This is a genomic window from Aurantimonas sp. NFXS3 (genome assembly GCF_049132005.1).
Lineage (GTDB): Bacteria > Pseudomonadota > Alphaproteobacteria > Rhizobiales > Rhizobiaceae > Aurantimonas > Aurantimonas coralicida.
This window is the reverse complement of the sequence record NZ_JAGDDZ010000002.1, coordinates 712256-738854: the sequence shown is the minus strand read 5'-3', so window position 1 is coordinate 738854 and position 26599 is coordinate 712256. Positions and strand designations below refer to the sequence as shown.

27 protein-coding genes are annotated in these 26599 nt (G+C 69.1%); 12 read left to right on the top strand and 15 right to left on the bottom strand.

From position 1 onward, the window contains the following. Positions 1-128 precede the first annotated feature (128 nt). The 5 genes from J3367_RS08680 to J3367_RS08660 all read right to left on the bottom strand — a co-directional run bounded on the left by J3367_RS08680 (position 129) and on the right by J3367_RS08660 (position 5108). Positions 129-938 (bottom strand): formylmethanofuran dehydrogenase subunit C, encoded by an 810-nt coding sequence (locus tag J3367_RS08680; RefSeq protein WP_421460701.1) that lies wholly within the window; start codon positions 936-938, stop codon positions 129-131. Next, on the bottom strand, positions 935-1834 hold the full coding sequence (fhcD, locus tag J3367_RS08675; RefSeq protein WP_024349738.1) for a formylmethanofuran--tetrahydromethanopterin N-formyltransferase: 900 nt from the start codon (positions 1832-1834) through the stop codon (positions 935-937). The genes J3367_RS08680 and fhcD overlap by 4 nt, the downstream gene beginning before the upstream one ends. Before the next feature lie 23 nt (positions 1835-1857). Beyond that, on the bottom strand, positions 1858-3498 hold the full coding sequence (locus J3367_RS08670; RefSeq protein WP_024349737.1) for a formylmethanofuran dehydrogenase subunit A: 1641 nt from the start codon (positions 3496-3498) through the stop codon (positions 1858-1860). 25 nt (positions 3499-3523) lie between these two features. Then, complete coding sequence (locus tag J3367_RS08665) at positions 3524-4615, bottom strand: hypothetical protein (protein ID WP_024349736.1); 1092 nt, start codon at positions 4613-4615, stop codon at positions 3524-3526. Between the two features lie 121 nt (positions 4616-4736). Then, positions 4737-5108 (bottom strand): 4a-hydroxytetrahydrobiopterin dehydratase, encoded by a 372-nt coding sequence (locus tag J3367_RS08660; RefSeq protein ID WP_024349735.1) that lies wholly within the window; start codon positions 5106-5108, stop codon positions 4737-4739. 79 nt (positions 5109-5187) lie between these two features. On the opposite strand from J3367_RS08660, the gene J3367_RS08655 reads away from it, so the two are divergent. The 7 genes from J3367_RS08655 to fae all read left to right on the top strand — a co-directional run bounded on the left by J3367_RS08655 (position 5188) and on the right by fae (position 11770). Beyond that, positions 5188-6159, top strand: a complete 972-nt coding sequence (locus J3367_RS08655; protein WP_024349734.1) for a beta-ribofuranosylaminobenzene 5'-phosphate synthase family protein — start codon at positions 5188-5190, stop codon at positions 6157-6159. A 69-nt stretch (positions 6160-6228) separates the two neighbouring features. Continuing rightward, positions 6229-7125, top strand: a complete 897-nt coding sequence (locus J3367_RS08650) for an NAD(P)-dependent methylenetetrahydromethanopterin dehydrogenase (RefSeq protein WP_024349733.1) — start codon at positions 6229-6231, stop codon at positions 7123-7125. A 4-nt stretch (positions 7126-7129) separates the two neighbouring features. After that, entirely contained in the window at positions 7130-8248 is a 1119-nt protein-coding gene (locus J3367_RS08645; RefSeq protein WP_024349732.1) for an ATP-grasp domain-containing protein, read from the top strand. Further along, positions 8245-9216, top strand: a complete 972-nt coding sequence (gene mch / locus J3367_RS08640; RefSeq protein ID WP_024349731.1) for a methenyltetrahydromethanopterin cyclohydrolase — start codon at positions 8245-8247, stop codon at positions 9214-9216. Before J3367_RS08645 ends, mch begins: the two co-directional genes overlap by 4 nt. After that, a complete protein-coding gene (locus tag J3367_RS08635) occupies positions 9209-10165 on the top strand; it encodes a RimK family alpha-L-glutamate ligase (RefSeq protein ID WP_029702846.1) in 957 nt (318 codons plus the stop codon). Before mch ends, J3367_RS08635 begins: the two co-directional genes overlap by 8 nt. Then, positions 10162-11022, top strand: a complete 861-nt coding sequence (locus J3367_RS08630) for a triphosphoribosyl-dephospho-CoA synthase (protein WP_024349729.1) — start codon at positions 10162-10164, stop codon at positions 11020-11022. The genes J3367_RS08635 and J3367_RS08630 overlap by 4 nt, the downstream gene beginning before the upstream one ends. Before the next feature lie 238 nt (positions 11023-11260). Next, the gene (fae, locus tag J3367_RS08625; RefSeq protein WP_009210870.1) at positions 11261-11770 is read left to right on the top strand and encodes a formaldehyde-activating enzyme; all 510 of its coding nucleotides are present in this window, start codon (positions 11261-11263) and stop codon (positions 11768-11770) included. 198 nt (positions 11771-11968) lie between these two features. Here fae and J3367_RS08620 read toward each other — a convergent pair whose 3' ends face one another. Then, positions 11969-12664, bottom strand: coding sequence for a HisA/HisF-related TIM barrel protein (locus J3367_RS08620; protein WP_024349728.1), 696 nt, complete (start codon positions 12662-12664; stop codon positions 11969-11971). 73 nt (positions 12665-12737) lie between these two features. Here J3367_RS08620 and J3367_RS08615 point away from each other — a divergent pair, with 73 nt between their 5' ends. After that, positions 12738-13766 (top strand): hydantoinase/oxoprolinase family protein, encoded by a 1029-nt coding sequence (locus J3367_RS08615; protein WP_024349727.1) that lies wholly within the window; start codon positions 12738-12740, stop codon positions 13764-13766. A gap of 66 nt (positions 13767-13832) precedes the next feature. Here J3367_RS08615 and J3367_RS08610 read toward each other — a convergent pair whose 3' ends face one another. The 8 genes from J3367_RS08610 to J3367_RS08575 all read right to left on the bottom strand — a co-directional run bounded on the left by J3367_RS08610 (position 13833) and on the right by J3367_RS08575 (position 22175). After that, a complete protein-coding gene (locus J3367_RS08610; protein ID WP_081651841.1) occupies positions 13833-16070 on the bottom strand; it encodes a xanthine dehydrogenase family protein molybdopterin-binding subunit in 2238 nt (745 codons plus the stop codon). Continuing rightward, on the bottom strand, positions 16067-17041 hold the full coding sequence (locus J3367_RS08605; protein WP_024349725.1) for an FAD binding domain-containing protein: 975 nt from the start codon (positions 17039-17041) through the stop codon (positions 16067-16069). Before J3367_RS08605 ends, J3367_RS08610 begins: the two co-directional genes overlap by 4 nt. Next, positions 17038-17592, bottom strand: a complete 555-nt coding sequence (locus J3367_RS08600; protein WP_370192659.1) for a 2Fe-2S iron-sulfur cluster-binding protein — start codon at positions 17590-17592, stop codon at positions 17038-17040. Before J3367_RS08600 ends, J3367_RS08605 begins: the two co-directional genes overlap by 4 nt. Positions 17593-17714: 122 nt before the next feature. Beyond that, complete coding sequence (locus J3367_RS08595) at positions 17715-18290, bottom strand: DUF447 domain-containing protein (protein ID WP_024349723.1); 576 nt, start codon at positions 18288-18290, stop codon at positions 17715-17717. Between the two features lie 34 nt (positions 18291-18324). Then, on the bottom strand, positions 18325-19731 hold the full coding sequence (locus J3367_RS08590; protein ID WP_421460697.1) for a DUF6513 domain-containing protein: 1407 nt from the start codon (positions 19729-19731) through the stop codon (positions 18325-18327). Between the two features lie 91 nt (positions 19732-19822). After that, on the bottom strand, positions 19823-20464 hold the full coding sequence (locus J3367_RS08585) for an amino acid kinase (protein WP_035694729.1): 642 nt from the start codon (positions 20462-20464) through the stop codon (positions 19823-19825). A 101-nt stretch (positions 20465-20565) separates the two neighbouring features. Further along, positions 20566-21630 carry a (5-formylfuran-3-yl)methyl phosphate synthase gene (locus J3367_RS08580; protein WP_024349720.1) on the bottom strand — a complete coding sequence of 355 codons (1065 nt, stop codon included), beginning with the start codon at positions 21628-21630 and terminating at the stop codon, positions 20566-20568. After that, entirely contained in the window at positions 21627-22175 is a 549-nt protein-coding gene (locus J3367_RS08575; protein ID WP_244495372.1) for a DUF3280 domain-containing protein, read from the bottom strand. Before J3367_RS08575 ends, J3367_RS08580 begins: the two co-directional genes overlap by 4 nt. Positions 22176-22367: 192 nt before the next feature. On the opposite strand from J3367_RS08575, the gene J3367_RS08570 reads away from it, so the two are divergent. From J3367_RS08570 to J3367_RS08555, 4 genes are all read left to right on the top strand, one after another. Then, entirely contained in the window at positions 22368-23564 is a 1197-nt protein-coding gene (locus tag J3367_RS08570; protein ID WP_051141545.1) for an ABC transporter substrate-binding protein, read from the top strand. Between the two features lie 127 nt (positions 23565-23691). Next, positions 23692-25056 carry a sensor histidine kinase gene (locus J3367_RS08565; protein ID WP_024349717.1) on the top strand — a complete coding sequence of 455 codons (1365 nt, stop codon included), beginning with the start codon at positions 23692-23694 and terminating at the stop codon, positions 25054-25056. After that, positions 25053-25682: a response regulator transcription factor gene (locus J3367_RS08560; RefSeq protein WP_009210883.1), complete on the top strand. Its 630-nt coding sequence runs from the start codon at positions 25053-25055 to the stop codon at positions 25680-25682. Before J3367_RS08565 ends, J3367_RS08560 begins: the two co-directional genes overlap by 4 nt. A 96-nt stretch (positions 25683-25778) precedes the next feature. Beyond that, positions 25779-25955: a hypothetical protein gene (locus J3367_RS08555; protein ID WP_169513619.1), complete on the top strand. Its 177-nt coding sequence runs from the start codon at positions 25779-25781 to the stop codon at positions 25953-25955. A 36-nt stretch (positions 25956-25991) separates the two neighbouring features. Here J3367_RS08555 and J3367_RS08550 read toward each other — a convergent pair whose 3' ends face one another. After that, entirely contained in the window at positions 25992-26594 is a 603-nt protein-coding gene (locus J3367_RS08550) for a rhodanese-like domain-containing protein (RefSeq protein ID WP_155898412.1), read from the bottom strand. Positions 26595-26599 lie beyond the last annotated feature (5 nt).

The window sequence follows — 26599 nt, the reverse complement described above, 5'->3', positions numbered from 1 at the left end:
GGTCGAACTGGGATACGCTCTTCACATACGCAGCGATGCTGCATCCGGATGCAGAACTAGCGGCGCCCTCCGGCAAGTCAGCAGAGCGGCGGCGCCGTGTCGCATGGCAATTGTGCAGTCTCGCCGCCTTACAACGGCAGGAAGATCTCGCCCATGCCGAGCACCGCCGTGTCGCCGCCGAACCGGCGCATGGGCGCGCCATCGAAGGGCACCGGGCCGGCGGGCCCCGCGGCGATATCCCGGGCCATCAGCTTCAGGATCAGGAGGTCGGCCGGGCCGTTGTCGAGGAAGGTCGGCGTCAGGCGCTCGACCCCGCCGGGCAGGATCAGCGTGCCGCGCTTCATCAGGCGGCCGGGCACGCCCGCGGCGCGGCCGCCGGCAATCAGCGTGCCGGCGATCATCCGGCTGGCGGCGTTGGCGCCGAGCGTGCCCGCGACGACGATGGTGCCACGCCGCATGCGATCGGCCGCCCGTTCGCCGGCCGCGCCGCCGACGCGGATCGTGCCACCCGACATGCCCGCCATCTCGCCGGCCAGCGGACCGCCGAGAAAATCGCCCGCATCGCCCTCGATGTGCAGCTCGCCGCCGCTCATGGCCGAACCGGCGAAGCCGCCGGCCGAGCCCGTCACCGTCAGCCGTCCGGCGCTCATCACCCGGCCGGTCCGCCAGCCGGCATTGCCCTCGACATGGATCTCACCGCCATCGAGCCCTTCGCCGATCCGGTCGAAGCGGTGCGAGCCACCCTCGAAGCGCAATTGCGCAGGATCGCCGCCCGACACGTCGAAGAGGTCGCCGACCGTGACCAGCCAGCGGGTCGTGCCGACCGGCAGGGAGGCGATCTGCGCAATGGTGAGGCCGGCAAGGCGCGACGGGATCAGGGCCGACAGGTCGATGCGCTGATCCGGTTCGGCCCGCTTGCGGAAGGTGAGCCCGCTCATGGCGCCAGCTCCTTCAGATGGAAGTGATGCGGTCCGAGATTGCCGCCGTAATTGCCGGCGCCGATCCGCAGGGCGCCCTTGTCGGGTCCGAGATCGACCGCCGCCTTCAGCCCGGCGCGCATGGCATCGGCGACCGCCTCCTTCGACAGGCCGTCGATGACGATCTCCAGCACCGAACCGATATCGGGCGTCAGAGCCGATGGGGTGACGCCCTTCAGGGTCGGGCAATAGGCATCGTTGGTGGAGGCCATCATGCCCTTGTACTTGCCGCCGACCTTGGAACCGGAGCGCACGATCCCGCCGGGAAACGGCATGATCGCACCGGGCACCTCACGCATCGCCTCGAGCGCCGCCTCGGCAGCCGCCAGCGCCTGTGCGCTGGTGCGAGCCATGAACAGGAGATTGCCGCCGCCGACGCCGTCGCCGGTCATGCCGGTCGTCGCCTCGCAGAGGAATTCGCCCTCCATCACCGGCATGCGCCAGAAATGCCGGCCGGCGAATTTCTTCGATATCTGCCAGCCATCGGCGAAATAGCGGATGGCCGAGCCGAGATCGATCTGCGTCTCGCTGTCGAAATCGGCGTAGCAGGCCGAGGACGGGCTGGTGAGAATGCACTGGCCGAGCCGGGTGCCGAGCTGCTTGGCGAGCCCGTCCTTGTCCATCGAGAACAGGAGAATGCGCACGCCCGGCCGCCCGTCGCGGGTCTCGCTGGCGGGCACAACGCGGTCGATGCCGGCCTCGCAGCCGCAGGCGATCACCGAGGTGGCAAAGCCGGTGAAGGAGCGCGCGGCCTCCATCGCCCATTTCTCGGAATCGGCGGTGACCTGGATGGCCGTTCCGCTCATCGGAAACGCTTCGGCGAAGGTGTCGTCAATGACGACGCCATTGCGGGTCATCGCCGTGGACGGCGCGTCCTGTGTCACGTCCGGCATGGCATCACCTTGAACGGATCCTCTTGGCCGATGGCAAAGTCCGGCACCTCGAACCAGCGCGACGGCAGACCGAAGCGTTCGTCGAAATAGCGGTCGAGGCGTTTCGCCATCGCCTTGTCCGCCTCGGGCCGGACCGTCAGCGTGCGGCCCTTGGTGCGGTTGACGACGGTGCCGTCCTTCACCACCAGCGTCCCGTCCTTGAAGACATAGGCTGCGCGGCCGAACATCTCGGCCTTGTCGTGGCCGGGACGATAGATCGCCACGTCGCCCACGGCCCCCGCCCCCAGATGGCCGCGATCGGACGTGCCGAGCAGGCGGGCCGGGGCGGCGCGGGTCATCGTCGCGATCTCCCGCAGCGTGTATTCGCGGGTGATCTCCGGCAGGCTGGTCATCCGCACCACCGATTTCGGCAGCGCGTCGAGCCATAGCTGGCGCACGCCGCGGTCCATCAGCAGCGCGAAGATGTCGGGGTAGCTGGTGAACGGCGCGCCATTGGGATGGTCGGTGGTGAAGAACACCTGCGAGGGGTCCTCGATCAGGAGGAACAGCTCCAGCCCGATCGCCCATTGGAGCGCGTTGAAGAAGCTCTTCTGCTTGTATTCCATCGGCACCACGCCGCCGCCATTGGCCTCGTGGTCGAAGATGATCGTCTTGCCGGGGCTGGCCTGCGGCCGACCGGCAAACTGGCGCATCTCGTCCGAGGAGATCGTCACGGTCTGGCCGAACATCACCTGGCCGATATCGACCGTGACCTCCGGCGTCCGGTTGACGAGGTCGGCCAGCCGCTGCCCGACCGAGGAAAAGCCGCGCTTGCCCTCGGTGCCGTAGCCGTAGAACTGGATGTGGGCGAGATGCATCGGCAGGCCCTCGGCCGCGCCGATGGTCGCCTCGGCCGACGAGGCGGAATCGCCGGGCACGCCGAGATTGTTGCAATGGACATGCAGCGGATGCGGGATGCTGAGCCCGTTCACGGCGCCCTGCAGCGTCTTGACGATCTTGCGCGACGACACGCCGTAATCGGGCACGATGTCATCGAAGTCGAACTTGCGGACATTCTCCTTGAAGGCCGCGGAGCCGCCGGCATTGATGCATTTGACGCCGAGCGCCCGCGACGCCGAGACCGTCCAGGCGACATAGTCGGCGATGGCGCTCTCGCTCTCGCCGTCGCGGATCATCGCCATCAGGAAATCGTCATTGCCAAGGACGACGAGCGTTGCCTTGTCGATGATCGGGATGTCGGCGAGTTCGAGATGGGAATGCAGCGCCGAGGACGGCGCCATGGCGGGCTCGACCACGGTGGTGAACCCCATTTCGGCGTAGCGCAGGCCGGTTTCCTCGGTGGTCCAGCCGACCTTGGACAGGCCGGTCGAGCCCGGCCGTGACTGGAAGGCCCGGTGATATTCCGGCAGCAGCAGCCGCGCCGTGTTCACGTGACCGCTGGCGATGTGGGAATGAATGTCGATGGCGCCCGCCATGACGATCAGCCCCTTGCAGTCGATCGTCTCGTCGGGCCGGCGCCCGTCCGTCGGCGCATCGACGACGACGCCGTCGGCGAGATACAGATCCGCCACGCCATCCCGGTCGTTGGCCGGGTCGACGACATGGCCGTTCTTCAAATGCGTCAGCATGCAGACGCCCCTTTCCGTCCGACGATCATGCCGTCGCTTCCGTCGTCGTCTGTCCCAGATGCGCGGCGATCGCCGCAAGGACGGCCGCCGCCGTCATGCGCCCGCCGGCGTCCTCGCCCGCCTGCGACGCCGCGACCGGGACGAAGCCGCCGAAGCGGTTGTCGTAGAGGACGCTGTCGTGATCGCGGCCGGCCGTCGCCACGGCGAAGGCGATCTTCGGCGGATGGCTCCAGTCGGTCGCCTCGCCGCACAAGGCGACGACCGGCACCGTCGCCGACCACTCCGGCTCGATTTCGTCCTGGCCGTCCAGCGCGGCGACATGCACCGCCAGATCCGCCTCGCCGTCGGCGATCAGCCGCTCGCCGCGATACAGATGCGGATCATGGTCGGGATAGCCGCGGCCGAAACCGCTGCGCAGCGGAAAGCCGGTCGTCCAGGTGGTCGCCTGCGCCGCGGCAAAGGCCTGGTCGGCGCGCAACATCGGCAGGCTGGTGAAACGGGTCTCGGCATTCAGGTCGAAGACCAGGCCGGCGAGCATCTCGATGGTGAGGCTGTCGAGGTTGGCGGGTGCAAAGATGGCGCAGCCGAACGCCGCCTCCTTCAGCCATTCGGCGACGAATTGCACGGTTGGCGCGGGCAGCGGCCCGGCGCCGTGCTGGTGCCCGGCCAACTCGGCGCGGATCGCCGACAGCGCGTCGAGGAGATCGTCGCCGGCGCAGTCGATGCCGTGCAGCGCGACCGATTCCGGAAGGTCCGGCATGTCGTCGCCGGCGCCCAGCCACAGGACCTGTCGCTCGACGCCGCGGGTCGCTTCGCCGAGATCGGGCGTCTCGTAGAACAGGTAATCCGGCATGTCCGGCGCGTCTTCGAACGCGTCGTCACCGACCACCAGCACGCGGTCGGCACGGCGCCGGATCTCGGACGGTGCGGCCAGCATCATGCCGCTGTCGCGCATCGCCGAGATCAGCGGATAGATGCCGTTCGAGGCGGCATGATCGATCGCCCCGCCGGCGATCTGCGCCAGGGCGACCGCGGCCTTGATGCCTGCGACATCGGTCGAAAGTCCGGTCACGAGAGGCAGGCGGCTTCGGCCGATCAGCTCCGCCGCTGCGGACACAGCCTCCTGTGTGGACGCCGGTTTCCCGTCGATCCATGCGTTCTGCAAAACCATTCGCTTTCTGTGCCCGTGATGCAAACTACAGCCTTGGCGGCGAAGATCAAATCCCCGCCGGCAGGTCTCAGCTCTTGTCGTATTTGATATAGGCGAAGCGCGGATCGTCCGGCGTGCCCGACAGCGGCCCGTCCTCCTTGCCCGGCTGCCACATGACCACCTGCTCGATCATCTTCGCCAGGGCGAAGTCCGAATCGGTGATCCCCTTGGCGGCGTGATTCACCAGCCGCACCTCGACCCAGGCATAGGAGGCAGTGATGTCGGGATGGTGGAATGCGGCCTCGGCGAGATGGCCGACGGCATTGATCACCATCAGCGTGCCCTTCCAGCCCGCGGTCTTGTAGGTGCGGCGAATCCAGCCGTCCTCGAGCCGCCATGTGGGCAGCTCCGCTTCCAGTCGCTTGGTCACCTCGGCGTCGGAATAGGTCTTCGCTGCCATGGTTTTCTCCTCCACTACGCTTGCCCCATCGGTATTCGCCGCAATAATAGGGTGCGGGCACGCAAGTTCAGGGGACAAAGTGACAGACGACGTCGTCAACGTCTCGGCGCCCGCTCGCCTGCATCTGGGATTTCTCGATCCCGGCGGCCAGTCCGCGCGCCGGTTCGGCGGAATCGGCATGGCGCTGGAAGAACCAGCAACGCGGCTTTCCATCCGGCGGGCCCGGCAGGACCATGTCGACGGTCCGGAAGCGGGTCGCGCAGCCGCCTATCTCGACGACATGCGCCGGCATCTGGGCATCGGCGTCCGCCACGAGCTGACGATTTCGGAGGCGATTCCGGCCCATTCGGGCCTCGGATCGGGCACCCAGCTGGCGCTGGCCGTGGCGACCGCTCTGCGTGCCCTGGAGGGGCTGCCAGCCGACGTCGCCGGCGACGCCGCGCGGCTCGGCCGCGGCAACCGGTCGGGCCTCGGCGCCGCCTTCGTCACCGGCGGCGGCGTGGCGGTGGACGGCGGCAAGGGCGACAGCGACCTGCCGCCGCCGCTGATCGCGCGGCTGCCGTTTCCGCACGACTGGCGCGTCATCCTCGTCCTCGACCCGAGCGATACGGGCTTTCACGGCGCCGACGAAGTCGCCGCCTTCGCGACGCTGCCGGCCTTTCCCGAGGCGCAGATCGCGGAAATCTGCCGGCTGGTGCTGATGCAGGCGCTGCCCTCGCTGGCCGAGACCGACATTGCCGGCTTCGGCGCCGCCATCGCCACCATCCAGCAGATGGTCGGCGAGCATTTCGCCCCCGCCCAGGGCGGCGTCTTCACCAGCCCGGCGGTGGCCGGGGCCTGTGAGGCGCTGGCGGCGGCCGGAGCCCATGGCATCGGCCAGAGCTCTTGGGGCCCGACCGGCTTCGCCTTCGCCCCCTCGGCTCCGGAAGCCCGGCGTCTCGTCACGGCGATCGGCGAGGCCGCCGCGGGGCTCGACATCCGCATCCTTGCGGGACGCAATCATGGAGCCGGCGTCGAACGTCGCGGGTTCCGACTGACGGGCACCGGCTAGCGGCGACAAGCCCTGGCACCGTCGCGGCCGACCGGCCCGGCGAACGCACATGCAGACCGGAGACTTTCCATGGCGCACAAGAACATCCTGCACATGATCACGCCGCAGAAGCACATCAGCCCCTTCGACGTGAACATGGCGCTCGACGCCGGCTACGATGCGGTGCTGCCCTATGAGAGCGTCGAGATGGCGGAGGTCGCCGACCTGGTGCAGGACGTGATCTTCTCGCGCCCGCCGGATCGCGGCGTGCGCTCGGCGGTGTTCTTCGGCGGCAATGATTCGGTGCTGGCGCTGGACATGATCGCGGCGGCCAAGGACGCGCTCGTGCCGCCCTTCGGCTGCAACATCATGGCCGATCCCTCGGGCTCCTTCACCACGGCCGCCGCCATGGTCGCCTGCATCGAGCGCACCCTGAAGAACCGCAAGCAGACGGCGCTGAAGGACGTTACCATCGCCGTCTTCGGCGCCACCGGCGTCGTCGGCTATTGCGCCGCCGTCATCGCCGCGCTGGAGGGCGCCACGGTGAAAGTGGTCGGCTATGACGGGATCGAGCGGATCTCCAAGCGCGCGGCCGAGATGAAGGAGCGCTTCGGCGTCGAGGTCGAGCCGGTCGACGGCTCGTCAGACGACAAGAACACCGCGATCATCGAGGACGTCCACGTCATCATCGCCGCCGCCAAGGCCGGCGTGCAGGTGCTCGGCAAGGACCAGATCCAGGGCGCGCCGAAGCTTCTCGTCGCCGCCGACGCCAATGCGGTGCCGCCGCTCGGCCTCGAGGGCATCGACGTGATGGACGACGAGGAGCAGATCGACGGCACCGAGGCCTTCGGCATCGGCGCGCTGGCGGTCGGCCCGTTGAAGTCGAAGACCGAATCCGGCCTCCTGCAGCGCATGATCGAGGCGGAGGAGCCGCAGGTGCTCGACTTCCGCGATGCCTTCGCGCTGGCCCGCACCCTGGTCTCGTAACCCGATGGCATCGCGCCCCAGCATTCTCTGTGCCGCCTTTTCGGCGCGTCAGATCGCCGAGAGCGCCCGCCGCTCCGGCATCGACGCGCTGGCGGTCGACTTCTTCGGCGACCTCGACCTGAAGCAGTCGGCGCGGGCGGCCGAGGTGCTGCATGGCGACTATCCCGACGGCTTCGACGGCGAGGAACTGCTGGCGATCCTCGGCCGCCTGGCCGACGGCCATGCGCCGATCGGCTTCGTTCCGGGCGCCGGCTTCGAGGACCGCACCGAACTCTTGGAGCGGATCGGCGCGCGCTGGCCGATCCTCGGGACCGACGCTGCCACGACCCGCCTGCTCAAAGACCCCGAGGCCTTCGCCGCGCTCTGCGTAAAGGCCGAAATCGCCCACCCCGAGACCCGGCGCAGCGTTGTCGGCGATCCCGCCGGCTGGGTGTCCAAGAAGATCGGCGGCGCTGGCGGCAGCCATGTCCGCCCGGCAGACGGCACGGCGCCCGACGCCGATCGCTATGTCCAGCGCAGGGTGACGGGCGAGAAATGGTCGGCGGCCTTCCTCGCGGCGGGTGGCCGGATCGCGATGCTCGGCTTCACCCGGCAATGGGCGGCGCCCTCGGCCGACGAGCCGTTCCGCTATGGCGGCGCGGTGGGCCCGCTGGACCCGCCCGGCGACAGCGCCCCGGCCATGGTCGCGGCGCTGGAGCGGCTGGCGCGCGAGGTGCCGCTCGCCGGCATCGCCAGCGGCGATTTCGTGCTGACGCCGGACGGGCCGGTGCTGCTCGAAATCAACGCCCGTTTCGGCGCGACCGTCGACATCTATGACCGCGACGACGCCCCGCTCCTGGCGCTGCATCTCGACGCGTGCCGGGGGCGCCTGCCAACGAGCATTCCGCCCGCCGGCACCGTCCGCGCCTCGGGCCTTGCCTGGACCGACGTCGCTGTAACCCTGCCGGCCGACTTCGACTGGCCGGAATGGAGCTGCGACCGCACCCATCCGCCGGCCGCGTTCGGTCCCGGTCAGCCGCTGTGCACAGTCGTTGCCGAAGCGGCCGACGCTGCGGCCGCCGAGGCCCTGTTCCACGCCCGCGTGGACGCACTGCATGAACGAACCGGGAGGATGGCCGCATGAGCCGTGCATCGCAATTGTCGGTCAACGGAGGCGTTCTCCCCCTGATCGAGACCCTGCAGCGTCGCGCGGCGGAACTGCGGATCGGCGTTTCCACCGGACCGGCCGGCGAAACCCTGATCGATGCCGGCGCCTCGGTCACCGGCAGCCTCGAGGCCGGCCGGCTGATGACCGAGATTTGCCTTGGCGGGCTCGGCGAGGTGACGCTCGGCTCGTCGCCCTACCTGCCCAACTGGCCGTTCACCCTGACGACGCGCACCTCGCAGCCGGTCGTCGCCTGCCTCGGAAGCCAGTATGCCGGCTGGCAGCTGACCAGCGGCGAAGGCGACGCAGCCTATTTCGCCATGGGCTCGGGCCCCGGCCGGGCGCTGGCCGGCAAGGAGGCGCTGTTCAAGGACATCGCCTATGCCGATCAAAGCGACACGGCGACGCTGGTGCTGGAATCCGGCAGTCCGCCGCCGGAAGACCTCGTCCGGCAGATCGCCGCCGATTGCGGTGTGGCGCCCGAGGCGCTGACCATCATCTACGCGCCGACCCAGAGTCTTGCCGGCTCGGTGCAGATCGTCGGCCGCGTGGTCGAGGTGGCGCTGCATAAGGCGCATGAGCTGAAATTCGACCTGTCGCGCATCGTCGAGGGCACCGGCACGGCGCCGCTCAGCCCGCCGCATCCCGACTTCATCACCGCCATGGGCCGCACCAACGACGCCGTCATCTATGGCGGGCGCATTCTCCTGCACGTCACCGGCCCGGCCGCCGACGCCAAAGCGCTGGCCGAGAAGCTGCCGAGCTCGACCGCCAATGACTACGGCACGCCCTTTGCCGAGATCTTCCGCCGCTACGAGGGCGATTTCTACAAGATCGACCCGATGCTGTTCTCGCCCGCCGAAGTGGCGGTCGTGGCGCTGGAGACCGGCGAGACCTTCCGCGGCGGTGCGGTCGATCCCGAGCTGATCGACGCCTCCTTTGGCTGAACCGGCGGCTCCCGGCGCATCCGGCGCTCCGCGCATTCTCCTGGTCTCGGCCGACCGGGACCGGCATGCCCGCGACCTGATCGCGGCCTTCGGTGCACTTGGCGCGACGGTCGTGCTGGCCGGCCTGTCGGAGATCGGCTTCGACACCGGCGCGGCAAGCGGCCTGCGCATTCCGCAATTCGGCGACGAACTGCCGGACGCGGTCTGCCTGCGCACGATGGATGCGGGCAGCTTCGAGCAGGTGACCCGACGGCTCGGCGTCCTCCACGCCCTGGCGCGCAGCGGCGTGCCGGTTTCAAACGGCCCGCGCGCCGTCGAGAACTGCGTCGACAAGTCGATGACCAGCTTCCTCCTTCACCGGGCGGGCCTGCCAAGCCCGCGCAGCTACGCAGTCGAGAGCCGCGCCGAGGCCGCGCGCATCCTCGCCGCCGAGCCCGGCCCGATGGTGCTGAAGCCGCTGTTCGGGGCGCAGGGCAAGGGGCTGAAGCTGGTACGCGGCGCGGACGACCTGCCGCCTGCCGGCGAGATCGCAGGCGGCGTCTATTATCTGCAGCGTTATGCCGGGGTCGAGACCGGCGGGCGCTGGAGCGACGTCAGGGTGCTCGTCTCGGCCGGCCGCGCCGTCGCTTCGATGCGGCGCGAGGCGGCGAACTGGATCACCAACGTCAAGCAGGGCGCCAACGCCGTCGCCATGCCGGCCGACCGCGAGATGGAAGAGCTCGCGATCGCCGCCACGGCCGCCGTCGAGGGGGATTTCTGCGGCGTCGACCTGCTGCGCGACGAGAGCGGCCGCGCCGCGATCATCGAGGTCAATTCCATGCCCGCCTGGACCGGACTGCAGCGGGCCACCGGCAGCGACATCGCAGCCATCCGCGCCCGCGACGTGGTGGCGCTGGCCGAGGCCCGCCGCCGTCAGCTCCTGTCGCAGCCGCTGCCTCACGCCGTATGAGCCTGCCACCCGACCGGATCGCCGCGGCCTTCCTCGCCGCCTGCCGGGCCGAGCTCGACGCGGCCAAGCCCGGCAATGTCCACCGCTTTGCCGGCGGCCACGGCATGCACGCCGACACCTTCGAGGCCGCCGCAAGGGCGACCGCGCCGTGGATCGCCCGGCACGATCTCGGCGTCGGCGCCCGCATCCTCGGCGCGACACGCGCCAGCTGGGAGGCCGTCGGCCTGAACGCCAATCTCGGCATCGTCCTCCTCTGCGCGCCCCTGGCGGCGGCCGCCGAGCATCACGCAGCTGGCGGCCTCGATCTGCGCGAGGCGGTGGCGGATGTCCTCGCCCGCCTCGATGCGCAGGACGCGCATGACACCTTCGCAGCCATCGCGCTGGCGACGCCCGGCGGGCTCGGCGAGGCCGCCGAACAGGACGTGCGCTCGCCGCCGACCATCGGCCTCGTCGAAGCCATGCGGCTTGCCGCCGACCGGGACCTCGTCGCCCGGCAATATGCCGACGGGTTTCGCGAGATCTTCGAGATCGGCCTGCCGGCCCTCGCCGCTCCGGACACCGCAGTGCAGGCGCCGGGAACCGGCCCGGCGCTCGCCGCCTATCTCGCCTTCGCATCGGTCTTTCCCGACAGTCATCTCCAGCGCAAATACCGGCTGGAGGTCGCCGAGACGGTGCGCCGGCAGATGGCCGATCTCGCCGGCGATCTCGCCCGCACGCGGGATCCGGACGCCCGTCTCGCCCTGGCGCTTCGCCTCGATGCCGCGCTCAAGCGCGACGGCCGCAATCCCGGCACATCGGCCGATCTGACGGTGGCCAGCCTTTTCGCGCAGAACCTTGCGGAAGCGCAACGGGAGTGATTGACTGTCGGCCGTAAGGGTCCATGTGACACCTTGACTATCTGGCTAACCGGTCCCGCGGGGGACGCCGCTAACAAGGATAGACGTATGCCGGTCGGGAGGCCGTCCGGTGACCGGGAGGGAGACGCGGTCGCGCACTATTGGAGGGCGCTGCCGAACATGCCTTTCGGGATCGTAAGTTCTTAGAGCCGGGCCGGCGGCAAGCCGCGTCAGGTTGGCACATTTGGAGGAATTGCTCATGGCAACAATCAACAAGGTCATGGTCGGCGAGTCGCTCGTCGGCGAAGGCAACGAAGTCGCCCATATCGATCTCATCATCGGACCCCGCGGGTCCGCCGCCGAGTCGGCGTTCTGTAACTCGCTGACCAACAACAAGGACGGCTTTACGACGCTGCTCGCCGTCGTCGCGCCGAACCTGCCGTGCAAGCCGAACACGGTCATGTTCAACAAGGTCACCATCAAGGGCGCCAAGCAGGCCGTCCAGATGTTCGGGCCGGCGCAGACCGCCGTTGCGCGCGCCGTCGCCGATTCGGTCGAGAAGGGCATCATCCCGCAGGCCGAAGCCGACGATTTGTTCATCTGCGTCGGTGTCTTCATCCACTGGGAAGCCGAGGACGACGCCAAGATCCGCGACTACAACTACCAGGCGACGATGGAATCCATCGAGCGCGCCATCAAGGGCACGCCGACCGCCGCGGAAGTGGTCTCCAAGAAAGGCTCGGCGGCTCACCCGTTCGCCGGCGCTTAGACAAGGAACCATCCCGGGGGAGACGACAAGCCGGCGATGCCCGCCGGCCTCCTCCGGCGATTGGCCGCCAAGTTCGGTTTCCAATAGGAAGCCAGTTCCCGCGGGAACGAGGACGACAGACGGAAAAGGGGCCCTTGCGGCCCCTTTTTTCTTGCGCGTTTGACCGGGCGACAACACGCCGGCCGCAGCGTTTCGAGATCAGACGAGGCGCTGCAGGTCCGCCGGGGCCAGCCGGCCGTCATGCAGGGCCGTCGACACCAGCGCACCGGCGATCCCTGCCTTCGCCAGGACGGCGACGTCGTTCACGCCGCGCACGCCGCCGGCGGCAAAGATCGCCCGATCCCCGGCCCGCGCCGCCACGCTCGCCAGCCGCTCCAGATCCGGACCGGCGCCGCTGCCCACCCGCGCCAGGGTCATGACGATCAGGCGCCGCGGCCAGAGGGATGCATCCGTCAGAAGCTCCGCCGGCCCGAGAAAGTCGTCGCCGCGAAAATCCAGTGACAGCACCGCCCGTGTCTCGTCCGCAAGCTCGCGGGCAACGCCGGCGCCGTCGATCGATTCCGAGCCGACCACCGCGACATGGCGGGGCCCGGCCAGAACGCGCTGCGCATCCGCCGTCGTGTGGACGCCGGCATCGATCCAGATCTCCGTCGCCGGAAACGCCGCCCCGAGCCGGGCGATGGCTGAGTCGTTGGTGGGCCGTCCCTCGATGGCGTCGAGATCGGCGATGTAGAGGCTGCGGAACGGCGCCAGCGTCATCAGCCCCCGCGCCACCGCCACCGGATCGGCACTATCCGCCAGCGGCGTCTCGATCGGCCGATAGTTGGCGCGATCCCCCATGACGCCGCGCACGACGCGGCCGTCCTTGAGGTCGAGTACCGGGATGATCTGCATGGGGCCCTCGGCTCGCGCCGCCGCGCTGTTCGGTGGTATAGGATGCCCCGTATCAGAAACGAGCGGACATGGCATGACGAGAACGCTGGGTTGGGACGTCGGTGGCGCGCATCTGAAGGCGGTGCTGGCGGAGGGAGAGCGTGTCCTCAAGGTCTGGCAGGAGCCGAGCCCGATCTGGCAGGGGCTGGAGCATCTGGATCGCGCGCTGACGACCATACTGGAGGGTATGCCGGAGGTGGACCGGCATGCCGTGACGATGACCGGCGAATTGTCGGACGTCTTCGAATCGCGCCGGGACGGTGTGGCGCAGCTCACCCGGATCTTCGCCGAGCGCCTGAGCGGCGACGTGCTGATCTATGCCGGCGCGTCCGGCTTTCTCTCCCCCGGCGACGCCCGGGGCCATGCCGACGCCATCGCCTCGGCGAACTGGCATGCGAGCGCGGCGCTGGCCGCGACCGCCATCGAGGAAGCCCTGTTCCTCGACATGGGCTCGACGACGACCGACCTCGTGCCGCTCGCCGGCGGCACGGCCAAGGCCCGCGGCTTCACCGACCGGCAGCGGCTGGTCGAGGGCGAACTGGTCTATCAGGGCTACACCCGCACGGCGCTGATGGCCGTGGAAAACCGCGTCCCCTTCGCCGGGCGTTCGATCCCGGTGATGAACGAGTTCTTTGCGACCATGGCCGACGTCCAGCGCATCGTCGGCACGCTCGACGAGGCGGATGATCTGCACCCGGCCGCCGATGGCCATGAGAAGACGCTGGAGGCCTCGCGCCGGCGCCTGGCGCGGATGGTCGGCATGGACGCCGCCGATGCCGGCGACGGCGCCTGGGAATGGCTGGCCCATGCCTTTGCCGAAGCGCAGGTTCGCCATGTCCACGACGCGGCGCTGCAGGTGCTGTCGCGCGAGGACGTGTCGGACGATGCGCCCGTGGTCGTCGCCGGCGCCGGCCGCCCGGTGCTGCGCCGCCTCGCCGCCCGGCTCGACCGGGGCGTCGTCGACTTCTCCGATTTATTCGACTGCCCCGGCGAAATGCGCGACGCCGTCTGCCGCGCCGCGCCCGCCGCGGCGCTGGCACTGCTGGCGGCGAAGCGCGCATAGCGCCCCGTACGAAAAAGGGGCCGGCGCGATGCCGACCCCTGTCTTTCTTCTCCGCCTTTGCGTGGCCTATGCGGCCGCGTCGATCTCCGGCGACATGCCGGCGAGCACCTTGTCCAGCGTCATCGGATAGTCGCGGACGCGGGCGCCGCAGGCATTGTAGATCGCGTTGGTCACCGCCGCGCCGACACCGGCCAGCGCCAGCTCGCCGATTCCCTTGCCGGCCAGCGGGCTGGCATGGGGATCGCGCTCGGGCAGCAGCACGACATCGAGCTGCGGCACGTCGGCATTCACCGGCACGTGGTATTCGGCGAGATCGTGGTTCACCAGGAGGCCGGTGCGCTCGTCGGTGACGAGTTCCTCGGTCAGGGCAGAACCGATGCCCCAGATCTGGCCGCCATAGCACTGCGACGTCGCCGTCTTCTCGTTGAGAATCCGGCCCGCCGCGGCCACCGTCAGAAGCCGGCGGACACGCGTCTCGCCGGTCACGGCATTGACCGCGACCTCGCAGAAATGCGCGCCGTAGCTCGCCTGATTGTAGTTCTGCGACGTCTCGCCCGGCTTGATAGTGCCGAGCTTCATCAGGCTCTTGCCGTCAAGGATCTCGGTGAACGGCACCTGCCGGTTGTTGGCGATGGCGTGGCCATCCTTCAGGGTCAGCCCGTCCGGCTCGACGCCGAGACGCTGGGCGATCTCCCCGATCAGCGCTTCGCAGGCGACATAGACCGACGAGCCGGCGCTGTTGGCGCCCCAGGAGCCGCCGGAACCGGACGAGGACGGCAACGACGTATCACCCAGCTCGACATCGATGCGGTCCAGCGGCAGGCCCAGCATCTCGCCGGCGATCTGCTGCAGGATCGTGTAGGTGCCGGTGCCGATATCGGTCATGGCGGTGCGCACAACCGCCCGGCCGTCCGGCGTCATCTCCACCTCGGCCGAGGACTTCATCAGCGAGTTGGCGCGCGAGGCCGCGGCCATGCCGTAGCCGATCAGCCATTCGCCCTCGCGGACGCTGCCCGGCTTGGCCGGACGCTTATCCCAGCCGAAGCGGCGGGCGCCTTCCTCGTAGCATTCCACCAGCTTGCGCGAGGAGAACGGCAGGTCGTCCTGCGGGGCCACCTCCGGCTCGTTCAGCTTGCGGAACTCGAGCGGATCGAGGCCGAGCTTCTCGGCCATCTCGTCCATGGCATTTTCCAGCGCCAGCATGCCGACGGCCTCGCCCGGCGCGCGCACGGCCGAGGTCATCAGGACGTCGGTCTCGGACAGGCGATGAGTGACGCTGCGGTCCTTGCCGGCATAGAGGAACACGCTGGAGATGCCAGCCGGCTCGAAGAAGCCGTTGCCCGGCGAATTGGCCGCGAAGGTCTCGTGGGAAAAGGCGGTGATGTGGCCGTCCTTCGTCGTGCCGATGCGGATGCGCTGGATGGTCTCGGACCGCCGCGACGTCGTCTGGAAGACGTGCGGCCGGCTCAGCGCCAGCTTGACCGGGCGACCGGCCGCGCGGGCGGCGAGAGCCGACAGCACGGCGTCCGGGCCGATGCCGAGCTTGGAGCCGAAGCCGCCGCCGATATAGGGGCTGAGCAGACGAACATTCTCGACCGGCACGCCGACACCGTTGGCGATCTGCTGGACGTTGGTCTCCAGCAGCTGGCAGGACGACCAGACGGTCAGCTTGTCGCCGTCCCACTTCGCCACGCTCGCATGGGGCTCCATGGCGGAGGAATGGTGGCTCGGCGTCGTGTAGGTCTGGTCGAACTGGATCTCGGCCTTGGCAAACGCCGTCTCGAAATCGCCGCGCTCCGTGTCGGCCGGCATCACGCCCTGGTCCGAGGCGCGGCCCTGATCCTTGACCTGCTCGAGAGAGTAGCGGCCGCCGCTCGCCGGAGCGTACTCGACCTCGACCAGCTTGGCGCCGTGACGCGCCGCCTCGAAGCTCGTGGCGACGACGACCGCGACCGGCTGGCCGTAATGGAAGACCTCGCCGTCGATCGTCTGGGCGGCCGGCGCCATCGGCTGCGAGGAGGCCCGCAGGATCTTGTCGCCGTCGACCACGGCGAGAACGCCCGGCGCCGAGAGTGCCTTGGAGCCGTCGACCTTGACGATCTTGCCCTTGCCGATGCTGGCGGTGACGATGAAGCCGTAGGCGACGTTCTTGTCGTCGGCCAGATACTCATAGGCATAGGTCGCCTTGCCGGAGACCTTCAGCGGGCCTTCGTAGCGGTCGACGGGTTTGCCGATGACGCCCTGCGTCTCGCGGTCGAGCCGCGTTTCGCCGATCTCCTTGTCCATGACATGGGTGTTCATCATGCGTCTCCCTTCGTCGCCTCGGCCAGCACGGCGGACAGCGTGCGGCGCGCCAGCGGGATCTTGAAGTCATTGCCGCCCTGCCCCCGGGCATCCTTCAGGAGGATGTCGGCAGCCTTGGCGAAGAGGTCCTTCGACGGCGCCTGGCCAATCAGCGCAGCCTCGACGGCCTCGTCGCGCCACGGCATGTGGGCGAGCCCGCCGAAGGCGAGACGCGCCGCCGAGATCGTGCCGTTCTCGACGGTGATCACGGCCGCGACCGAGACGAGCGCGAAGGCGTAGGACGCACGGTCGCGGACCTTGCGGTAGACATGGACGCCGCCGGCGGGCCTGGGCAGGCGCACCGCGGTGATCAGCTCGCCCGGCTCCAGATTGGTCTCGATCTCGGGCGTGTCGCCCGGCAGGCGGTAGAGGCCGTCGAAATCGAGCTCACGGGTCGAACCGTCCGGCAACACCGTCTCGACCATGGCGCCGAGGGCGCGCATAGCGACCGCCATGTCGGAGGGATGGGTGGCGATGCACTTGTCGCTGGCGCCGAGAATGGCGTGGATGCGGTTGAAGCCGCCGATGGCACCGCAGCCGGAGCCCGGCTCGCGCTTGTTGCAGGGCGACGTGGTGTCATAGAAATAATAGCACCGGGTGCGCTGCAGGAGATTGCCGCCGGTGGACGCCTTGTTGCGGAGCTGGCCGGAGGCGCCGGCGAGCAGCGCTCGCGACAGCACCGCGTAGTCGCGGCGGATGCGCGGATCGGCGGCCAGATCGGCATTGGTGACCAGCGCGCCGATGCGCAGGCCGCCATCCTCGGTTTCCTCGATGTCCTTCAGCGGCAGCCGGGTGATGTCGACGAGCCGGTCCGGCGCCTCGACTTCCAGCTTCATCAGGTCGAGCAGATTGGTGCCGCCGGCGATGAACCGGCCGGCAACCTGACCGGCTTCTGCAACCTCGGAGACGCGGGAATATTCGAACGGCTTCATGCCGGGCCTCCCGAGTTGTTCTTGGTGCTGGCGGTGCGGATCGCGTCGACGATGTTCGGATAGGCCGAGCAGCGGCAGATATTGCCGCTCATGCGCTCGGAAATCTCGGCATCGGTCAGTTCGACCTGGCCGTCGAGCTTGTCGGTCACATGGCTTGGCCAGCCATCCTTGACCTCGCCCAGCATGCCGGTGGCCGACATGATCTGGCCCGGCGTGCAATAGCCGCACTGGTAGCCGTCATGATGCAGGAAGCTTTCCTGCATGGTGTCGAGATTGCCGGGCTCGCCCAGTCCCTCGATGGTGGTCACATCGTCGCCCTCGTGCATGACGGCGAGGGTCAGGCAGGAATTGATGCGTCGGCCGTTGACGAGCACGGTGCAGGCGCCGCACTGGCCGTGGTCACAGCCCTTCTTGGTGCCGGTCATGGCAAGGTGGTCGCGCAGCGCGTCGAGCAGCGACGTCCGCACGTCGGCCTCGAGCTGATGCTCGGTTCCGTTGATGGTCAGATTGATCAAGGTGAAGGTCCCTTCGCTTCGCCCCGCCTGCGCGATCCCGGCCGCTGCAGGTTGGAATGGTTCGAAATCGAGAAGGGAACGACGCGAGAGGCGAATTGGTTCGCCGCTGCGACAGTCTGTTCAGTGGAGCCGCGTCATTTCTGTCGGCCGGGCAAGGCTCAGGCGGTCGGCTCGACCTCGGCCAGATGGGCGATGACCTTCTCCAGCAGCCAGTACCAGGCCTGCTCCTCGTCGGGTCCCGCCGTCTTGTCGATGGCGATCTTCAGATAGGCGATCTCGTCCTCGATCTTCTCGGTCGGCAACATCTTGAGCCGGCTGACAAGAATGGCAGCCTCCAGCACGGCGGCCTTGGCGCGGTTCATGCCGAGGAACGGCCGATGCTGGCCCGACGAGGCGACGCGGCAGTGGAAGCGCGGGCGGATGTCGTCGCCGGTCACCGAGACGACTTCGAGCACGTCGTGGCTGAGGGCGGCCTCAAGCCGCGGCACGGCGCAGCCCTCCACCGGCGCCAGCGGCCAGTCGCGCCGGCCGGTCAGGCAGCCGGCAAAGATCTTCGCCTCGTCGGTGTAATTGACGATGGCGACGCCCGTCGCCTCGATATTGGCAAGGGTGGTTGAGGGCCGGAACGGCGCGATCACCCAGCCGTCGCTATCCTGGATGATGCCGAGCGGCGCGATATGCACCACGCCGTCGGCCGAAGCCGTGGTCAGGATCGTCTCGCGGATATAGGGCATCGTCGGTCTCTCGCGCGTTGTCTCTGTCGGCCCGTCAGCCGGACGGGGTCTGCTTCTTCGCCTTCAGCGTATGGCCGGCTTCCTCCAGCCGGGTGCGGTCCTCCTCGCGCCGCGGCGCAGCACAGCCGAAGTCGAGCGGCGTGTCCTGCGCATAGCGCTTGCCGAGCCGCCAGGCGATCTCGGCCTTCTGCAGTTCGGCGCCAAGATAGAAGGCGTGGCCCGTGTCGCCCGCCACCTCCAGTTCGGGAAAGAACTCGAAGGCGTCGGTCTGAACGACATGGGTGTCGCGATTGTAGAGATGGACGCCATCTGCCGCCGTCTCGATGCGGTAATTGCGGTCGCGGATCGTCGCCGCCTGCTCGGCCAGTTCCTCAGGCGTCGCGGCATGGGGCTTCACGTCGTGGACCTGCAGCAACGCGCCGGAATAGCCGCGTGGCAGGGCGCCGTCGGCGCGGGCGGCAAACATCATCCGCCGCGCCGCGTCGTGCTCCTCGACCGTGCGCCGCGTATGCGGGCTGACATGCACGACCAGAAGGTTGCGGATCGCCAGTTCCGAACAGATGCCGAGCAGGGTTGCTGTGATGCCCGAGGTATCGGCGTCGGTCAGTTCGGTGAGATTGCCCGTCCCCATCAGGATCTCGACATCGGGATAAGCTTCGCGCAGCCGGTGATAGCGCACCAGCGAGGCAGCGAAGCCGAAATGGATCGGGTCGAGGATCGGATCGGCGATAAAGGCGATGCCCATCTCGCGGGCGCGGTCGATGGCGCGTTCCAGCGAGGCGAAATCATGAGGCCTTGCCGGCACCAGGATCGGCACGGCCTCGCCTTCGCGGGCGATGTCGAGGGTCTCTTCGGTGAGGCTCAGAAGGAAGTCGGCGCCGGCACGCGTGGCCCGGGCGAGTTCGTCGGGATTGGCGGAATCGACGCTCACCCGGTGGCCGGCCGCCTTCAACGCGCGAACGGCCGTCTCCAGATGATCGAAGGGCGTGTCGGGCAGGCAGCCGAGATCGATCACGTCGGCCCCGGCCGCACGCATCGCCTCGGCGCGCCCGACGATGTCCTCGACGGTCAGCGCCGAGGCATCGACGATCTCGGCGAAGATCCGCATGTCGTGGCGCGACAGATCCGGCGGCGTGCCCTTGCGGCCGAGAAAGGCCGGCAGGTCGGCCAGCTCGTCGGGACCGCGCTGGAATGGCACGCCGAAGCTCTCCGACAGGCGATCGAGATCGGCGCGGCAGCGCCCCGGCAGGATCACCCTGTCGGCCGCAACGGGTCGCGCGAGGCGACGCTCGATGATGTCGCCGGTGGCCAGCGCCGCGACCTTCACGCCGATATCGGCAATCGCCCAGTCGAAATCGGTCTCGCCGAGCCCCGTCAGCACGCGTTCGAGCCGCGGACGCGCCAGATGACCAGTCAGAAAGAGCAGGGTTTCCTTCGCCATGGCCGGTTATGTCGGCCAGTGCGGGAGCGATGGGAAGCGCCGAAGCAACGCATGCGACGCAGACGCCATGGATCGTGACATGGGCGTCGTCTCAGGCCGGGGCCGAGGCGGCCGGCGCCGGCTGCCGCAGGATCCGGCGTCCGGGGATCGTCCCCTCGCCGAGATTGATGCCGGCCGCCGACAGGTCGGCGGGACCGGCGACATAGAGGTCCGTCGCCTCGCCCAGGACCCGCGAAAACGCCTCGTCGACGATTTCGGCGCCGGCCAGGGCCGCGAGGGTGGAATCGTCCGGCAGGTCGATCTGCTTGATCAGGCAGAGCCGCGCGCCGGAGATATGCCCGGCGAGCCAGGCGGCGAGACTGTCGGAGGTCACGGACCAGTCCCGGTCGATCTCCGGCGCCGCCAGCGCCATCTGCCGCGGCATCCAGACCGGGATGTCGCCGCGCTCCAGCGCCGCCGCGATGCCGGCATCGTCGCTCGCCCGCACCAGACGGCTGCCGAGGCCGACCAGCGCCAGCCCGAACTGCTCCATGGCCAGGATCGCCATCTCGTGGGCGGTCGCGTCGTCGAAGCCGATGCGCGGCTGGTAGCGCCGCACCGCCTCGGCGAAGGGGCCACCGCCCGGCACGATCACCACCGGCATCCGGGTCGCCTCGATCGCCTTCAGCCAGCGCAGGAGATCGGGCGTGGTCGCATAGCTGCCTCCGAACTTCACGACCAGGATGTTGTCCACGAAGCTGCCCCCTGCAACGCTCTGCCATTCACGCGGCCACCGTGTCACGGCGCGCCCGGCCATGCCACCCGCCCCGCGAGATTCTTGGATCGGAGCCCGGTTCAGCGTCCGCCGGCGCGGCGGCGCGTCAGTTCGATGCCGACGGCCTCGGGCCCGAGTTCGAGCTTCTCGACGCGCACCGTCACCTCCCGAATGCGGGCGTCGGCGAGCACCATTTCGGCGAGTTCCACCGCCAGCGTCTCGACCAGATCGGTGTGGCCGCGGGCGGCGAGCGCGCGGATGGCGTCGAGGATCAGATCGTAGGAATAGATGTCGGCCATCGACCGCGCATCGGCGCCGATCGGAGCGATCTCGGCCTCGACCGAAAAGCACACCTTCTGGGTCCGGCCGCGCTCGTGATCATAGGCGCCGATCTCCATCGGCACGGTGAAATCGCGCACCAGGATGCGGTCGCCGCGCCCGGCGACGGGCTCGATTCCATGGTCGGAATCCTCGGTTGCCGGCAGCAGCGCGCGGATCGTGCGCACGGCGCCAAGATCCACCGGCGCGTCGCGGGCGCCCGTCGTCAGCGCGCCGCGAAAGCCGAGATAGTCGGGCCGCAGGACGGCAAGGCGCGGCACGTCTGGCGGCTCCAGCGATCCGGCCAGACCACTCATCAGGCCGAGATCGCGTGCGTTCCGCACGAAGTCGCCGAGCGCGGTCATGGACAGATGCGCCATCAGCCGGCCGCTCGACTTGCCGATCGTGTCGATCATCGCGCCCCTGAAGCCGGCCTCCGCCAGCACCGGCAACAGGCTGAAATCCGGGTCGCCATCGGCGAAGAACACGGCGATGAGCCCGGTGCGGTCCGCCAGCGACCGCAGCGCCTCGATCACCGCGAGGCGCGCGTCGCGGCTGGCCGGAAACAGCCCGATCTTGACGAAATCGGCGGCGACACGGGCTTCGACCGCCTCGCGCACCGTGTCCGGCAGCATGGGCAGGTCGCCGGCGACGGCCGACACCGGCTTGCGGCCGGCTACCATGTCCATCGTCTCCGCAAGCACCTGCGGCGAGACGGCGCCGAGTGCGCCCTTCGCCGGGTCCTTCAGATCGACGAGATCGGCGCCGCCCTCGAGGACGATGCCGGCTTCGTGCGGCCCGGTGACGCTCGCCAGAAGCCTGATCAACGCGCGGCCTCGAACTGCGTCTCGAGGACGTTTTCCCAGAGGTAGTCGATGCCGCGCTGCCAGCTCTGGTCGGTGTTGGAGCGAATGTCGGCGCTGCCGCGGGCGATCGCCTCGCCGGTCTCGGCATCGAAGGCATAGGCGTTGATGTTGAGGATCAGGTTGGAGACCTTCTGCACCGTGCCGGTGACGGCGATGTCGGCGCCGATCTCGCGGGCGAAGGTCTGGCTGCAATTCCCGCAACTCTGCAGATACTGCTTCTTCGCCCGTTCGCGCACCGGCGCAATGTCGACGACGCTGTAGCCGGGCAGCGCCGCGATTGCCTCGCGCAGGTCCGGTGCCAGGCGGTCGAGCCGGGCCTGCTCGTCGGCGTTCTCACCCATCATCGAGCCTTCGAGGCTGGAATCGATCAGTTCGAAGTCGAAGATGGCGACGGTCCTGTCGGCGGCTGCGGCGGGCAGTGCCAGCGCCAGAAGGAAGGCGACAACGGGAAAAACTCTGCCTTGCCTTGGCGCGCGGCCTTGGGGAAACAATGGTAGGACGAACACTCTCGCTTCTCCGTGGAACGCGATGCCCACCGCGCTGGCGCTAGAACTAACGCCCTGAGCCTGTGGAGCAAACGATTTTCGCGGGGGGTGCGCGGGAGGCGGGTGGGAGCCCGCCGGGGGAATGGGAGGCAGATCATGTCGAAGACGGCGATGGCACGCGCGCTGACGGGGGCCGCGGCCCTGATGCTGGTGATGGTCGGCGCGGGACAGGCGCAGGAACCGGCTGCCGAGCCGGGCACGGAGGCTGCGGCTCCGGCAACCGAAGCGGCGCAGACCGTCAAGCTCGGCTATCTCAGGACCTGGGAGCCGACCCTCGCCCTCTCGGTGCTGAACATTCCGCCGGAGGATATCGGCGTCGCCGGCGCCGAGGTGGGGATCGCCGACAACAACACAACCGGCTCCTTCATGGGTCAGAACTTCACCATGGACGTGGTGACGCTGAAGCCGGGCGAGGACGTGGCCGCGGCGGCCCGGACCATGCTGGAGGCCGGCGTCCATTACATCGTCACCGACCTGTCCGGCCCCGACACGCTGGCGGTGGCCGAGCTGGCGGCCGCGGCCGATGCGCTGGTCTTGAACGCCGGCGCCACGGACGACAGCCTGCGCGGCGCGGACTGCCGTCCCAACATGCTGCACACCGCCCCCTCGCGGGCCATGCTGACCGACGGTCTGGCGCAATATCTGATGTGGAAGCAGTGGCGCGAATGGGCGCTGGTGGCCGGCGAACATCCCGACGACCAGACATTCGCCGACGCGCTGAAGCGTTCGGCCACCAAGTTCGGCGGCAAGATCGTCGCCGAGAAGCTGTTCGAGGACAAGGGCGGCGCCCGGGCGACCGATTCCGGCCAGGCGCTGGTGCAGCGCCAGATCCCGGTCTTCCTGCAGGATCTGCCCGATCACGACGTGCTGCTGGTCGCCGACGAAAGCGAGGTGTTCGGCAGCTATGTGCCATGGCGCAACTGGATCCCCCGTCCCGTCGCCGGCACGGCGGGCCTGACGCCGGGCTCCTGGCATCCGGCCAGCGAGCAATGGGGCGGGGCGCAGATCCAGAACCGCTTCGTGGACGCCGCCGGCCGGCGGATGGAATCCAAGGACATGCAGGCCTGGACGGCGGTGCGGGTCATCGGCGAAGCCGCCTCGCGCACCCAGTCGGTCGATCCAGCGACGATCGATGCCTTCATCAAGAGCCCCGACTTCACCGTCGCCGCCTTCAAGGGCCAGCGCCTGACCTTCCGCGACTGGGACTGGCAGCTGCGCCAGCCGGTGCTGCTCGGCACCGAGGCCTCGGTGGTGTCGTCGTCGCCGCAGGAAGGCTTCCTGCACCAGGTCTCCGAACTCGACACGCTGGGTATCGACGAGCCGGAGACGGCCTGCGATTTCGGCGGATAGCGCGACGGATCATCGGCGCGGCCGCCCTTGACGGGCGACCACGCCAGCGCGTCTGAATGAACGCGATCCGGGCCGCGGACGCACAGCCGCCGGGCCCGCCTTCCCGTCACCGCAACGATCGGCCGCCTTGTCCCTGAAAGCCCGCCTTGCCGCCACGCTCACCGCCGCCTTCCTCGCCATTCTGGTGATCGGCGGCCTTCTGGGCTTTCGGCAGGCCTCGTCCAACATCGAAGCCGAACTGACCGCGGCGCGCACCGTCGCATCGAATCGCGTTGCCCAGCTGATCGCCGAACTGCCCGCCTCCCGCGACACGCAGGGCGAGCTGGCCAGCTTCGTGCGCGCCTTCAACGGCGACCGCCATGTCCAGATGATGCTGATCGATGCCACCGGTGCCGTGCGCGCCGCCTCGCAACCCGCCGAGGCCTATGGCGGCCTGCCCGAATGGTTCGTCGATTTCCTGGCGCCGCCGCCCTCGACCATCATCATGCCGTTGTCGGGCAGCGCCCTGCCGATGACGGCGGCGGTCGTCTCCATCGACCCGCGCAACGAACTGGCCAGCAGCTGGATGGACCTCGCCACCAGCCTCGCCATCCTGATCGCCTTCCTCCTGATCGCCTTCGCCGCGATCTGGGTCGTCGCCGACCGGGCCCTGCGCCCCCTCGCCGACATCCAGGCGGCCTTCGCCCGGATCGGCGGCGGCGACTACGATATCGATCTGGCTCCCGCCGGCCCGCCGGAGATGCGGGCGCTGGCCGCCGGCTGCAACGACATGGCGAGGCGGCTCGACGAGATTTCGGCGCGCAACCGCCGGCTCTCCGAGCAATTGCTGCTGCTGCAGGACGAGGAACGCGCCGAACTGGCGCGCGATCTGCACGACGAGATCGGCCCGCTGCTCTTCGTCATCGACGTCGACGCCTCGGCGATCCGCCGGGCGTCGGCCAAGCTCGATGGCGGCGAAACGATCGCGTCGCGGGCCGAGGACATCAAGTCGGCGGCCCATCGCGCCCGCCAGGAGGTGCGCCGCATCCTCACCGATCTGCGGCCCGGCCTTATGCCCGGCCTCGGCCTCAAGGCATCGATCGAGGATCTCGTCGCCGACCTGTCCCGCCGCCATCCCGACATCGCCATCACCGCGGCGCTGGAAGACGGCGACTGGGGCGGCACGCTGGAGGTCCTGGTGCTGCGCGCGGTGCGCGAAGCGGTGCACAATGCGCTTCGCCATGGTCACCCGAGCCGCATCGCCATCCGGCTGGAGACCCGCGCACGACGGCTGGAATTTTCGGTGGTCGACGATGGCGGCGGCCTGCCCGCAACGGGCACGGCCGGCGGCTTCGGGCTGATCGGCATGCGCGAGCGGGTCGAGGCGGTCGGCGGGCGTCTCGACATCGCGCAGGTGCCCCTGCCGCCGGGGGTCCGGCTCGAAGGCTGGGTGCCGCTGCCGCGCGGAACCGGCCCCCATATCGACGGCGACGACAGGCAGGAGACGTCATGAAGATACTGATCGTCGACGATCATACGGTGGTGCGGGACGGCGTCCGGCGCCTCGTGGAAACGCTGGAGGTCAGCGAGATCGGCGAGGCCGAAACCCCGTCCGAGGCGCTGGCCGAGTTCCGCCGCCTGCGGCCCGACGTCGTCGTCCTCGACATCAACCTGAAGAACGGCAGCGGCCTCGACGTCCTGCGACGGCTGCGCGCCGACGATCCGAAAGCCCGGATCGTCGTGTTCTCCATGTATTCCGACATCGTCTATGCCGCCTCGGCGCGGCGCGAGGGCGCGCTCGGCTACGTCGCCAAGAGCGCGCCGTCGGACGAACTGGTCGAGGCGATCGAGATGGCGCTGAAGAACGAGCCCTATGTCGACAGCGAGACGGCGGCGCTGATGGCGACCCATGCGGGCCGCGGCGCCGGCCCCGACGACCTGACGCGGCGCGAATTGCAGATCCTGCACATGCTGGGCGAAGGCAAGAGCCTGACCGAGATCGCCGAGGGGTTGGGCGTCGCCTACAAGACGATCGCCAACACTTCGACGCGGATCAAGGAAAAGCTCGGCGTCGAACGGACGTCCGATCTCGTCCGCTTCGCCATCGAGACCAAGGGCGGCCGGATGCTCAATCGCTGACCGGCGGACGCGAAACGCCGACGACCGCTTGACGCATCGGAACGCGCGGGGCAGTCCTTGGACCGGCCCCTTGCCGCTGCCGAAGAAGGAACCGCCATGCCGCTCCTGCTGATCGTCCTGATCGCCATCCTGATTGCCCAGATCGGTTTCTGGGACACGTTCGGCGCGCTTCTCGGCGCGGCGGCGATGCTGGTCCTGTTCGTGGTCGTCGCGATCGTTGCGGCGGGGGTCGCCGGCTACATCTTCGTACGGCGCACGCGCCGGCGCTTCTGACCGGTCGTTCGTTCCGGCGAGCCTCGCTGACCGGCGTTACTCGTCCGGTCGCGGCTCCGGCCGGTTGGCGGCCAGATCGTTGCCCGCCTCTGCCCAGCCCTGGACACCGTCGGGATACCAGTAAACGGCCTCATAGCCGGCGCGGATCGCGCGTTTGGCGGCGTTGTAGCTCATCCAGCAATCGCGATCGCAATAGATGACGAGCGGGCGGCTCTTGTCGCCACCGGTCGCCGTGGCGAGGCCGTCGAGGAGATAGGCCTCCATTGCCGGCGTCAGCGCGCCATAGCCGGTATCCACCAGCCAGAGCGAGCCCGGAATGTCGTTGCGGGGTCGTTCGCGCCACAAGGTGCTGGCCGGCAGGTCCGGCCGTGGCGGACGCGGCAGCACGTCGACGAAGGCGACACCCTCGCCATGCAGGCGCTCCGCCGTCTCCGTATCGATGACGGTGCCGCCGGCAAGGGTGGCGGGCACCGGTGCCCGGTAGGCTTCGGTGCGGTAGTCTTCGGGCTCCGGAACCGCGACGTTGTCCACTGCCGCCGTCTGCGCCTGGGCGGTGAAACCGCCCGGCCCTTGGCCTGGGAAGACCACACCGCCGACCGCCAGCGCCAGCCAGGCCAGCGCCGGGATGATCCGCCGCATGGCCG